General features: G+C 68.3%; 7 protein-coding genes and 2 pseudogenes. All 9 read right to left on the bottom strand.

Features of this window, described 5'->3' with window-relative positions; translation table 11 throughout:
• Window positions 1-6: 6 nt before the first annotated feature.
• Window positions 7-1380, bottom strand: coding sequence for an NUDIX domain-containing protein (locus tag ACZ7LU_RS22020; protein WP_471917705.1), 1374 nt, complete (start codon window positions 1378-1380; stop codon window positions 7-9).
• A complete protein-coding gene (locus ACZ7LU_RS22025; protein WP_468088428.1) occupies window positions 1377-1544 on the bottom strand; it encodes a hypothetical protein in 168 nt (55 codons plus the stop codon). Before ACZ7LU_RS22025 ends, ACZ7LU_RS22020 begins: the two co-directional genes overlap by 4 nt.
• Window positions 1541-2803, bottom strand: a complete 1263-nt coding sequence (locus tag ACZ7LU_RS22030) for a methyltransferase domain-containing protein (RefSeq protein ID WP_471917792.1) — start codon at window positions 2801-2803, stop codon at window positions 1541-1543. The genes ACZ7LU_RS22025 and ACZ7LU_RS22030 overlap by 4 nt, the downstream gene beginning before the upstream one ends.
• A gap of 67 nt (window positions 2804-2870) precedes the next feature.
• Complete coding sequence (locus ACZ7LU_RS22035) at window positions 2871-4337, bottom strand: NUDIX domain-containing protein (RefSeq protein WP_471917706.1); 1467 nt, start codon at window positions 4335-4337, stop codon at window positions 2871-2873.
• A gap of 65 nt (window positions 4338-4402) precedes the next feature.
• Window positions 4403-6439: an ATP-binding cassette domain-containing protein gene (locus ACZ7LU_RS22040; protein WP_471917707.1), complete on the bottom strand. Its 2037-nt coding sequence runs from the start codon at window positions 6437-6439 to the stop codon at window positions 4403-4405.
• 297 nt (window positions 6440-6736) lie between these two features.
• Complete coding sequence (locus tag ACZ7LU_RS22045; RefSeq protein WP_471917708.1) at window positions 6737-7450, bottom strand: SpoIIE family protein phosphatase; 714 nt, start codon at window positions 7448-7450, stop codon at window positions 6737-6739.
• Between the two features lie 194 nt (window positions 7451-7644).
• Window positions 7645-8192: pseudogene (locus tag ACZ7LU_RS22050) on the bottom strand (IS5 family transposase); the annotation flags it as partial.
• A 935-nt stretch (window positions 8193-9127) separates the two neighbouring features.
• Entirely contained in the window at window positions 9128-9898 is a 771-nt protein-coding gene (locus ACZ7LU_RS22055; RefSeq protein WP_471917793.1) for a DddA-like double-stranded DNA deaminase toxin, read from the bottom strand.
• Window positions 9884-12420: pseudogene (locus ACZ7LU_RS22060) on the bottom strand (RHS repeat domain-containing protein); the annotation flags it as partial. The gene ACZ7LU_RS22055 and the pseudogene ACZ7LU_RS22060, both read right to left, overlap by 15 nt.
• Window positions 12421-12555 lie beyond the last annotated feature (135 nt).

The following is a 12555-nucleotide window of genomic DNA, read 5'->3' on the forward strand; positions in this document are numbered from 1 at the left end:
TGGCGTTCAGGGGCGTAGTGCGGCGCGGAGCCGGGCCAGCGTGCGCCGGCCGCGCTCGACGAGCTCGGGATCATCGTGGGCGGCGCCGTAGGAGACGGCATCCAGGACGGACAGGACCATGAAGTGGGCCTCCTCGTTCGAGGTGAAGCTGCGGCCATAGCCGTCCATCACGGCCTGGAAGAGGTCGGGCCGGCCGTGCCAGGCGTCGGAGAGTCGTACGAAGTCCCGTACGGCCGGGCCGCCTTCGGACCGCTCGAAGTCGATCACGTAGAGAGCAGCGGCGGTCTCGTCCCAGCGCAGGTTGCGGAGCTGGAAGTCACCATGCGTGTGCACCGTCATCAAGGGGGTCAAGTCGGCGGCCCTCTCAAGGGTGGCGCGGATGAACATCTCGTCGCCGGGGCCGAGGTGTGGCAGGGCGCCCGCGAGGTGGCGCTCCAGCTTCCCCAGCGATAGGCCGGCGGCGGTCGGCCGGGGCGGGGCGCTGTGGTGGATGGCCGCGGCGAGTTGCCCGCTGCGGTGGAAGATGAGGCGCTGTGGCTCGGGCGCGTACGTGGCGCCGTGCAGGGTGCGGCCGCCCACCGCGGTGAGCACGATGGTCCGCAGCGCGGGGTCGGCGGCAACCAGCCAGGGTGCGGCTGCCCCGAGGCAGGGGACCCAGCTGCGCAGGGCGTCCACTTCACGTTGGTGGAAGCGGTCGTTCTGGTGGGTCTTGACATACCACTTGCCGCCCTCGGCGCCGGCCACCTGCCACACGCGGCTTTCCTCCCGGGCCCAGGACACGTCCGTCCACGCGGTGATCCGGCCGACCGCCTGCTCGGTGAACGTGCGCACCGCCGGGTCCGGGACCGCGCCGCGCGCGGCGGGTTCAGGGAGCGGGACCAGCCGGTCGACGGACCGGTCGTAGGCGATCGGGTCGCCGGGCTCCTGGAAGTGCACGGCCATCCGCGCGCCGGCCCGGTAGGCATCCAACCCGGCCCGGCAGTACGCCACCATCGGCTCCGGCAGGGCATCGAAGGAGAACCACCCCATGGCGTCGCACACATGGGGCTCCATGACCTTCGGGGTGCCCTCCCACCGTGACACCACGAAGAACACCCCGATCCTGGCGCCGCCGGCAGGGGCTCGGTGATGCACGGTGACGGCCGCCCGGACATCGGCCCGGTCGATGACGACCCCGGCCTCCTCCCGGGCCTCGCGCACCAAGGCGGCAACCATGTCCTCCCACGGGCCGTCCAGATGCCCGGACACGAGATGCCAGCAGCCAGCCGCGTACACGTCACCGGCCCGCCGGGAGAGCAGCACCTCAGGGCCTGCCGCGCCCTTGCGTACGGCGAGCAGGTGGACGTCGAGCGGCTCGGTGTGCCGCGGGGTGCCGCTCACGCAGCGCCGCCGGGGTGGCGCGCGAGCAGCAGGGTGAACACCGCGTCCTCCTTCAGGACGCCGGCGCCGGCATGGCCTTGGAGCAGGCGGAGAGCGGCGGCCTCGGGCCCAAACAGGGCATTGCCCGAAACCGTCGCTGAGACCGGTCGGTTGGGGCAGATCATCGTGCATCTCCAGTCTCGCCAGGGGAAAGCTGCCAGGTCAGCGCACCGTTCGGGCTGGCGGCCCGCTGGCCGCCGTCGGCGTCGAACTGGAGCCGGAAGACATCCGGTGCACCGGCCGCCCGCCACCGGCCGACGACATCCTGGATCTCCGCCCAGATGTCCCGCGGCCCCGAAGTCGTCACATCCCACCGGCGGTGGCCGACGGAGCGCACGCGCATCCACGACCGGCATTCGGGCGCGCCGATCGTCAGGTCCCCGGCACTGAAGTCGCGCACCAGGCCCGGATACAGGCGGTCCAGGGCCAGCCACATGCCGCGCGCCGTGTCCGCCGGCGGCGCGAGTCGGCTGCGCTGCGTCCACCCGTCGCCCGTGGTGATCTCCGCGCGGAACGCGGCGGACAGGAACAGCCGGTCGAAGCCGGCACCGGCCCGGTGCCCGAACTCGACCGCCCGCAGCTGGGCCTCGACGCTCCCGTCCCGTCGTCTTTCGATCATGGCCAAGCCCGGCCACGACGGCGACGACGTCGCGAGCGTCATCAGCGCCCGCCCGCCCGGCGCCAACTGCTCCACCAGGGCCTGCGGCACGCGACGGACGGCGAAGGAGACGAAGATCCGGTCATACGGGCCACCGGCGGCCCACCCCGTGGTGCCCTCCCCGGTCACCGTGGCCGGCCGGTAGCCCAGAGCGGACAGCCGCTCGCGGGCGGCCGCGGTGACGTGCGGGTCGATGTCAAGGGTGACGACACCCGCGTCACCGCATACGAAGCAGGCTGCCGACGCGGTCACCCCGGCGCCGGTCCCCACATCCAACACCCGCTGGCCAGGCCGCAGGTCCAACTGCTGCAGCAGGTCCGCGGTCAGGCTCATCGTGCTCGACATGGCGGTCACCACGCCCCCGCGACGCAGCCCGGGAACACGGCCGAGGATCGGCTCGCCCTCGTGCTGGATCGCGACACTGTCCCCGCTGTGCAGCCGCTCCAGCAACTCCGCCCGGTCGCCCGGGAGGGAGAAGTCCAGCAGATCCCAGCGCGGCGGCGTCTCGTCGGGGTGGCTGCGCCGCACGTACGCCTGAGGCATCAGGATCTGGCGCGGCAGTGCGAGCAGCGCCTCTCGAACCGGTCCGGGGCCAAGCGCTCCGTCTTCCTCGAGCCGGGCGACCATCCCTGCCCGGGCCGCCACAGCTCCCGGGGTGTCGCCGGTGTTGTGTCGCCAGAGCGAGGCGCCGGAGGCGGAGGGGGGCTCAGGGAGCGTCACAGCCATCTCCTCCTCCGGATGCTCCAGCATCAAGGGCGTGGACTCGCTCCAACCGGTGGGTTTGTTCACCTGCTCACCAACCCAGCTGGGAGTAGGCGCGGCCTTCGGCGATGCTGGTGATGGCCGTCCGGGTATAGGGCACGAGCTGGTCGGGAAGCTCATGCGGCGGCCACCATCGCCACGCCAGGCACTTGCCGGGCTCGCGGACCTCGGGGCTGCCCTTCCAACGGCGAGCCCGGAACACCAGCTGCAGCAACGGCAGACCGCCCAGGCTGTCCACGACGTGTACGGCATGCGCCAGCTCCACATCCGCAGGGTCGATGACCAGACCCGCTTCCTCCCACGCCTCGCGGATCAGGCACGCGATGGCGGACTCCTGCTCACACTTCCCGGCCAGGTAGTGCCACGAGCCGCCCGCGTAACGGACGTCGGGGTGACGCAGACCCAGCAGGATGCGCCCTTGACCGTCTTGGAGGTGGAGGTGGACGCCGATCCCGTTCAGCACGGTCCGACTGCCCCCGTCCCACACCTGCGGTGCCGCGTCCGGGCATACCCGCGGCGGGTGTTCGGCGGCGTGGCGGCGAATCAGGTCCGCGAGTCCGGGGCTCAGGCGCAGCCGCTCCAACTGGTCGGGAGTGAACCAGTGCAGCAAGACCCCTTCCCGCAGATCGAGAAGGTCGGGATTGCCCTTCCACCGGCCGGTGAAAACCTGGATCGGTACGTGGAGCCCGTCGACACTGGTGTCCTCCTCCACGGCATATGCCTCCAGGTCTTTCAGGCGCAGCCCCGGGACCTCCTCCGACAGTTCACGCCGCAGCGTGTCCTCGAGACTGGTGTCGCCGCGCTCGCGGCCGCCGCCGAGCAGGGCCAATGTCCAGGGCTGCCAGATGCCGGGCCGGTCATCGCGCAGATGCAGCAGATAGGAACCGGCGCCATTGTGGATCAATACGGAGGCGTTCACCGGCTCCGGCTGCCCGTCCAGCTGTGCCCCGAGGAGTTTCGCGCGCAGAGACGGTGAGGTGACCTCGGCGAACCCAAGCCACTGAGCACCAGACACCTCTTCGTCCTGCACAGTGACCGGCGGGTGCTGCTCGTCGACGAGGTAGAACGCGTAGCGGAAGTCGTAGTGCTGGTGGGCCGGTTCGCCTTGGGACGAGCGGGCGGCGATGTCGTGGACGTCGATGTCAAGCGGTGCGCCAAGGACTTGAGGCGTCAGACACAAGGCACCCGGTGCGATCCCGGTATCCTCGGACACCTCCCGCAGCGCCGCAGCCAGCAGCGTGCGGTCCCCGGACTCGACGTGGCCGCCCGGCACGCGCATGAGGCCACCGGTGGCCCGATGCCGGAGGTGCAGAACCCGGCCCTGCCGGTCGACGATGACGGCGCTGCACGTGATGTGCCCGGACAGTGTCGTCAGGGCCGTCGCGTCGAGGGGCCGGCTGAGCGCGGCAAGGAGCCCGGTCAGGGCGTCACGCTCGTTGGGGTGCCGGGTGAGGTACGCCTCGACGGTCCTGCGGATCGCGGTGGAACTGGGTGACATGGACGTCGTCTCGCCTTCGATGTCGTGGGGGAGGGCTGCGGGGAGGGGGAGATTGCGCAGCTGGATCAGCTCGCGGTCTCATGGCCGGATGGCTGGGCGCCGCCCCGGGGGCCGGGCACACCGTCGGCTGTCGACGCGATCCCGTACTGCGCGGCCTGGGCGGTGAACATCCCTTGATACAGGCCGCCCTTGATGGCCATCAGGTCCTCGTGGGTGCCGTCCTCGACGACACATCCCTGCTCGAGGACATAGATGTGGTCGGCATGCATGGTCGCGGCGAGCCGGTGGGTGACGAGCACGACCGCGTGCCCCTCCTCGGCCAGGGACCACAGCCCCTCAAACGCGGCGATCTCCGCATGCGGATCGAGGGCACTGGTCGGCTCGTCGACCAGCAGGAACGGCGCCTGCCGGTACCTAGTTCGAGCTGTCCCCAGCTTCTGCCACTGGCCTCCCGAAAGCTGGACACCGCGTTCGTAGCCCTTGAAAACGATCGAGTCCCAGCCGTGCGGCAGTCCCTCGACCAGGTCCAGCACGTCCGCCTCACCGGCCGCCTCGCGGACACGGCCCATGTCCCGGGGACGGTCACCGGCACCGATGGCCACGTTCGCGGCCGCCGTCATCTCCCAGCGCGGGAAGTCCTGCGCCAACACTCCGACTTCGGCGAAGACCCCGGCGCGGGCCGCTGCACGCAGCTCGACCTGCTCGCCCGACTCGCCCACCCACCACACGTCTCCCTGGGCGGGCAGCAGCAGTCCGGCCAGCAACTTCGTCAGAGTGGTCTTCCCCGACCCGTTCGCCCCCACCAAGGCCGTCACCTTCCCCCGCGGCACCCGCACGCTCACCCCCTTCAGCGAGGGCCCGTCGGCACCCGGGTAGGTGAACGAAACCGCCTCCGTCCTCACCTCCCGTACCGGCGCGGGCAGCGGGGCACCGGTGAGCGGGATCGCATTCTCGCCCGCCACCTGGATGGCGTCCTCGGTGTCCGTGAGGAACAGCAGCTCCTCGTAGAGCCGGTTGACCTGCTGCACCAAAGACGTGAGCCGCGCCGTCGACGTGCGGATGGCGATCACCGCGGTCCCACCGACGGCGAGCGGCAGACCGCCGGTCGACAGCAGCCACCACAGCACCCCGTAGCAGGCCAGCGACGCCATACCGGCAAACGCGCCCGCGACCAGGTCCGTGGACGCCTGGGCCCGGGCCAGGCGCCGCTGCTCGGCCTCCGTCTGCCGTGACATCTCCTCGTAGCTGGACAGCAGCTTCGTGCCGGCGGCGTGCACGCGAAGCTCACCGGCGGCATGCGGACGGGTGAGGTAGGCCAGCAAGGAGGCGATCGCCCTGCGGTGGTCGACCCAGTTCATCCGGGAGAGGTAGTCACGGCGAGCGGAGCGCACCGCACCCCACCCCTTGGGCAGGGCGATCGCCAGCAGCATAGGAAGCAGCGCCCAGTGCAGGGCGGCGAGCACGACCGCGGCCGCGGCCATGCCGATCACCACATTGCCGACGCCGACCGACAACCGCAGCATGCTGCGGGCCGACTCCGTGCCGAACCTTCCCGCCTCCAAGATCCGCTGGACCTCCGGCCGTTCGGTCGCCTCCACCTCCACACCGGTGACGGCCGTGTAGTACCGCGCGGAGACGGCCCGCTCCACCTGGGGCTCCAGCCGGCCGGACATGGCCGTCGACCAGGCCGACAGAACGGCGCCGGCCACCGCCGCGACGGCGAGCGCCACCAGGGACGGCAGGGCCTCGCGGAGCTTGTCCACGGTCGGGCCCTCGGCGAACAACTGCGCGAGGACGCCGTTGACCGCCACCAGCCCCCACCCAGCCGTCACACCCTGCCCGAGCTCGGCCGCCACAACCCCCATCAGGGCGCGCCGGTCCGCCCTCCAGCCGGTGCGCAGCACCATGCCCACCATGTGCGGCAGCGCGGCTGCCATGTGCCCGAACTTCAGCCGGGTCAGAGGCCCCTCGTGCCTGACGAAGGACCGGTCGTAACGAAGACGGCCTCCGTACAGCTCCCGCTCGGCGTCGGAGATGTTGTCCGCGGCTCCGGCCTGCGGGCCGCTCGCCATCTTCTCGCTGCCTGGTTCGACTGGCGTCAATGTGTTCCCCTTCGTGGGCGTGGTGATGGCGTCGCCGTGCTCAACGACGCCGCACGATTTCGAGCACCTGTTCCTTTCGGACGGATCGTGCGCCCCGGGATTCAGCGATTTCCGAAGGTGTGCGGTGCACCCACCCTTGCCGCGCAAGGTGCCTCGGCTCGGGGGTGGTTGGCCGAAACGCCGACGGTCGGGCGCAGTGACAATCGACTGTCAGCCACAGCTCGGGGCTGGAGTGTCCTCTTGCCTGCCCGGGGATACCTGCAGTCCCAGGCGCGGCGTCATAACCCGTGCGGTCGGTTAGTCGCGGACGAAGTCGGGTTCGTCGCCGCGACGCAGCAGCACCACGACGGTGGCGTCGTCGCGGTAGCCCTTCTCGTCCGCGGTGGCGGCTACGACCAGCGCGTCGGCCAGGGCCTGCGGGTCCTCGGCGTGCGTCGCGCACAGCTCGCGCCAGGTCTCCGGATCTACCTGGTCGGAGACGCCGTCCGAGCACAGCAGTACGAGGCGGACATCCTCGGGGAGTTCAGCTTCGCGGCACGTCGCTGCGGACGCCTGGGCGAGTCCGAGTCTCGCCCAGGCGTCGTGGTGCTCGACGATGGGCGCCGGCACATCCCCGTGCACGCGGAGGAACTCACCCATGGTCTGGTCCGTGCTGAAGCAGGTGAGCTCGCTGCCGTTCCAGCCGTATGCCCGGCAATCGCCGATCCACAGGATGCCGACGCGTCCGGGTTCGATGCGGGCGTAGACGGCGGAGACGTGCGGTGGACGGTCGTAGGCGTGAGCCATCTGTCCGGCGGTGATGAGTCCGGCCAGGCCGCCGAGCTTCGCACCGATGTGGGTGATGACGGCGGGTGCGATCCCGGCGTACCGGACGGTGTCGGGGTGGTGTCCGGCACCGTCGACGACGGCGGCGGTGACGCGATCGCCGGTGCGCTGGACATCATGTCCGTCCGCGCACGGTGCTTCCGTCCCCGGTCGCTGGGCTGTGCCGATGATCACGGACTGGTTCATTCGTCTCCTCGTAGGCGGCCACGGCCTCGTTCGCCCTCGGGCTGCTCAACTCTCGACTGAGTCTCCTGGCGTGGGGGAGAGCCAGCGGCGCGGGCCCGTGCCGTTAGCTCTGGGGGAGGACTTCTTCACCGGCAGGACCGAGGACCGCTATCCGGACATCTTCCGTCTCGCCCCCGACAAGGCTGCCTCGGTCATCGACCTGGCCGATCGGCTCGCGCTGCTGCTGCGCCGCGCCCTGGTGCTGGCCCCACGACAGCCGCACCCCCGCCGAGCTGTTGCCAAGACCGCGAACGACCTCCCTTTCGCATAGGCAGTCCCTTCCGGTCGCAGATCAGGTGGATCTTCGATCCCAGTTTGCCGCGATCGGTCGGATTCGGTCCGGTCAGCGGCCCCCTTTTGCGGCCCGCAAGCTCACGGAGTCGATCGCGCACCGCGACCAGTCCAGCTCGCCTCGTACTCCGAGTTCGTCGAGGATCGCGCGGTAGAGCCGGGCCCAGACCCGGTCCTGGCTCCACTGGGCGAACCGGCGGTAGACCGTCTGCCAGCTCGGGCCGAACATCGGCGGCAGCTGCCGCCACGTGCAACCCAACGTCGCCACGAAGATGATCGCGGCCAGCGCCTCCCGATCACTCGCTCGACGTCGGCCACCGCCCTGCGGACGTATCACTTCCGTCGGCGGCACCACCCGCCGGAACACCACCCACAACTCGTCCGGCACCAGACGCTCAACCAGATCCGCCATGCACGGCTCAACGAGCGGTCACGCCATAAGAAGCGACGTCTAAAGCCACCGGACGACCTAGCCCCTGGCCGACGTCGTTTCGCAGCAGACTCCGCGACGCTCACCGCCCGGCAGAGGTCAATGCGATGGACTGGAAGCACAGTGACATCACACGGTCTGGTCGCCGTCGCTACCTCGGCATGCCGCATAATGATTTCATGACTTCAATCGTTCCAGTGGACAGAGAGAGCTTGCTTCACTTCCTTAGGGATTGGTACGGAGAGCCGAATCTGCCTGCAGTGCGTACACCCAAGTCGAGCCTAGCGCCAAGTGCGCTAGTAGAGTGGCATGAGATTGCATCCCGATGGGGTTATGTGATCAACTCTCACAATTATGCTATTCCGTTGCCGGAACTCCAGCACGAGGGCGGGAAAGTTCCGTTCTGGGTGGAGAACCAGGGAAATTGGGTTTGGTCCTTCGATCCTCGTAGGCAGGATGGTCCGGTATATGAAAGAGATCCATCTGGTGGGTCGGAGTGGACTCCCACGGGTGAGAATCTTTGGGAATTCTTGATTCATGCGACCGTGCTTGAGGCGGTCTTGGGTGCGCCAGTAAAGAAGACTGCATCCGGAGTAAGTGAAGAATCTATCTCCGCGTGGCCTGATGCCCGCGAGCTGCCCTTCCCTACGTGGAATTGGCCAGCCCCAGGGGCAAGAGTTGTGGTCGGCCAGGAATGGCTGGCGCTGGTGCATCCGGGAGATCGCCCTGGAGCCGGATACGACGTCATGTTGGCGGCCAATCAGCTGCGGAACCTGTCTTGGTCGGAGCGTTCGGAGATTGAGTGGCTCTCGCATCTAGACACTCGTGACGTAACGGAAGAGCCGCTACCCTAGTAGGCAGTACGCGAAGGGGAGGGTCGAATCTGCAAATTCGACCCTCCCCTTCATCTATATTTGTTAGTCTGCGCGACCAACGAATGTTTCAGTCTTTCGAGGAGAAACAACCCACAGCTTAACGCCTTCCGGAAGCATGTCGGGCAGCGTGCTCTTGCACGCGCCGCACGCTCCCGTCGGGTGGTCGATGTACAGCACCGCTTTCTTGATTCCTGCATTAGATCGCAAGAATGCGGCGGCGTGTGTTTCTACGTGATTTGAATTCGCCTTCAATCGACCTCGGAGGTTCTTTAGCAGTTCGGACTGCCCGCCGCGGCCGCTGATCATAGGAAGCCGGTCTCCGCCGACATCAAGGATTCCCACGGTACGCCGCGAGTAGTCCTTAGGCAGGTCCTTGAGGGCTCCCCCGACGACCGCCGTGCTGGTAGCGGACTTGGCCGCAGCTCCAACGAGGCTCCGTGCGAGGCCTCCGGGCCCTACATCGATTGATCCAGTGAGAGGCACGACTTCTTTGCAGTCCGTGCGATCATCTGGGTTGCATAGAGTCCGAGGATCCGGGCCCTTGGTGATCTTGCGGACGACGGCTTTGGCCGCGCTCGCTAGCGTATCCAAGAAGTCGGGGACCGGGGTGTGGTCTTGCGCCTGAGCCTTGAGGAACTTGTCCCCACCGGTACCGTAACCAGACTGCGGGTAGAACCCGCCGCATCGATACTGCTGACGAGCCTGAGAGCCGGCTGCGGTGCCGGAGTTGCTGCCGCCGCCCCAGGTGTGGCCACCACCGCCCCCGCCGCGTCCTCCGCCACCCCTATTACCGCCGCCGCCCGTGCACACCATGATGGAGCAGGTGGAACCGCAGGATTGCTTGACGCCATCCTTGCAGGGAATTTCGCCCGTGGGGTCGGGGAAGGTGAGGGGGTTGTTGTTGCCGTATGTGTAACCGTTGTTCTGCTGGGGATCCGTCAGATCCATTATTGGGTCTACGGAGAGGAAGCGGCCGGTGGATGGGTCATACTCGCGGGCGCCAAGGTGGGTGAAGCCCGCCGACTTGGTGTCGTCGGTGCCGCCAACGAAGCCCTTGGTGCCTGGCCACGACTTCGGTGTCTCGCCGCGCAACCCACCGAAGGGGAGCGTGTGACGCTGGGCCAGCTTCAGATCCGCTGCCCCGATGGAGAGTTGTCCCGTGCCCTGGTGGTCCGCGGTGGTGAAGGTGATGGTGCCGTCGTCGTCCTTGACTGCCTGGTGGCCGCCGCCGAGAGAGGTGTAGCGGGTGGCCTTGGCCTTGGTGGCGCCCTTGGGCAGGGTGACCTCGGTGTGGCCGAGGTAGAGGGTGGTCTCGGTCGGTGTGCGGGCGATCAGGCGGTTGCCTGCCGTGTCGTAGAGGTACTCGGTGACCTTGTCCTTGCCGCCCTCGACCGGCTCGCTGACCTTGGCGAGGTGGCCTTCGGCGTCCCAGGTGAGTGTCTGGGTGCCACCGCGCAGGGCGCGAGCGATTGTGTTACCGGTGGGGTCGTAGTCGTAGGAGTCCTTGGTGGTGGTGCCGCTGGGCTGTTTTGTGGTGACAGAGTCCAGGGCGTGTGGCTGACGGTCGCCGGGCTTGGGGTAGTCGTAGGTTCGTTCGGTGTCCTTGGTGCCGTCTCCGGCAACGTCGTGCAGCGTTTCGGTCAGCCGGTTGCCGGCCTTGTCGTAGGTGTACGAGTGCCAGTACGGGGCTGTCCCACCGGTCTTGCCCGCGGCTGGAGCGGCGGCGCAGGTCTTGTCGTTCTGGGTCCAGGCTTCGGTCAGCCGCCGCAGGTAGTCGTAGGTGAAGCACTGGGTGTCGGTGCCGGTGCGGGAGACGTCCGCGACGGAGAGGATGTTGCCCGCTTCGTCATAGCGGTAGGAGTTGTGCTGGTCCACTCCGCTCTGGTCTTGGCGGTCGACCCTGGAGGTGGCCAGGCGCTGGGTTCCCTGTTCGTAGCTGTAGGTGACCTTGGTCTTCTTGCCGTTGGTGCTGCCGAATTCGTTCCAGTAGGGCTTGCCGGTGTGGGTGTAGCTGGTGTCGGCCTGGAAGCCATCACCCAGTACGGAGACGGGGCGCAGCGTCTGCTTCTCGTAGGTGGTGGAGTACCCGCCGGCGGGCAGGGAGCCCGCCTCCGAGTAGCTCACGCCTTTGACCAGGCCGGAGGGAAAGTAGGTGGTGCCGCTCTGGTAGGTGCCTGCCAGCTCCTTCTCGCTGTCGGGGATGACCACAGCGGTCATGATCGGCCGGTACTGCGAGTCGTATCGGGTGACCTTTGAGGTGTAGGCCTGTCCGTCCACGTAGCGGGTGGACTCGGCCAGCTGCCCCTTGGCCCCGGCGATGGTGTCGTAGACCCACTTGGCGCGCAGATCGCCCGTGGCGCCGTCCTTGCGCAGCTCGGTTCTGCGGCCGAGGTTGTCGTAGATGCTGGCGAGCACGGTGCTGCGCTGGTCAGTTAGTAGCTGTAGGACATGGTGTCGAAGGCCGCGCTCTGGTTGCGGGTGTGGTGCTGGCGCAGTTCGGTCGTCTTGCCGCGGGCGTTGGTGAGGGTGGTGGTAGCGGTGGCGCCTTCGGGCGGGATGACGGTTGTGCGGTCGCCGCGGTAGATGGTCTTGGTGGTGGCCAGGACCTTGCCGCCGTCGCCGGTGCCGGCGATCTGCTGCTCCTCAACGGGGCGTGCGAGTCCGTCATAGGTGGTGCGGGTCTGGCTCTCCACGCTCCAGGCGTTGTCCGGCTTGAACAGGGCTCGACCCGGTGCTTCCTTGGCCTCGAAGTAGGGGGCGAATGTCTTACTGGGCAGGCCGCGTTCGTCGTAGAAGGTGTCGGTGAGAATGCGGCCGCCGTCGGGGCCGGGAGTCTGGGTCTGGCGTTCGCGCAGGAATCCGTCGTAGATCGTGTAGGTGGCGACCTGGCCGCCTTCGTTGTTCAGTGTCTGGCTGCGGACCGCGACTGCCTTGCCCTCGTCCACGAAGTAGCTGAACTGGTAGCTGGGGGTTTGGCTCGTCTTGCGGTCGGCCAGCCAGACTTTCGCGGAACGGCCCAGCGCGTCGTACGTCATCTCGATGCACTTGTCGTTCGTGTCGATCTTGGTGGCGGGCTGGCCGCGCAGAGGCTCCAGTTCGGTGACGGTGGTCTGTGCCGAGGCCGGGTCGGCTGCCTTGGTCGGCGGGCTGGTCTCGGTGATCTTCATGGCTATCCCGGTGGCCGGGCTGTAGGCCGTGGTGGTGGTGCGGCCGTCCTTGCGCACGGCCACGACCGGATCGCCGGTGCCGGTGACGGTGACATCCGCCGTCAGGTCGGTGGCGGCCAGGGTGCGGCCGTAGGAGTCGAAGGTGGCACGGGCTTCGGTAGCCCGGGTCTGACAGCTGCGAGTGATGGCGACGAGCGCCCGCGGCGGCGAAGCCGAAACACGAAGCAGCCCTGTGAACTGGGCGGGTGCTTATGCATTGCGCGTCACAGGCGCCCTGGACCAGCCACAGCGTCGTGCCAAGCC

It is taken from the genome of Streptomyces sp. NPDC039462 (genome assembly GCF_055639375.1).

Coding starts and splice junctions, on each gene's coding strand:
- ACZ7LU_RS22025 (WP_468088428.1), bottom strand. CDS start 1,544: ATGATCTGCCCCAACCGACCGGTCTCAGCGACGGTTTCGGGCAATGCC.
- ACZ7LU_RS22030 (WP_471917792.1), bottom strand. CDS start 2,803: ATGGCTGTGACGCTCCCTGAGCCCCCCTCCGCCTCCGGCGCCTCGCTC.
- ACZ7LU_RS22035 (WP_471917706.1), bottom strand. CDS start 4,337: ATGTCACCCAGTTCCACCGCGATCCGCAGGACCGTCGAGGCGTACCTC.
- ACZ7LU_RS22045 (WP_471917708.1), bottom strand. CDS start 7,450: ATGAACCAGTCCGTGATCATCGGCACAGCCCAGCGACCGGGGACGGAA.
- ACZ7LU_RS22055 (WP_471917793.1), bottom strand. CDS start 9,898: ATGGTGTGCACGGGCGGCGGCGGTAATAGGGGTGGCGGAGGACGCGGC.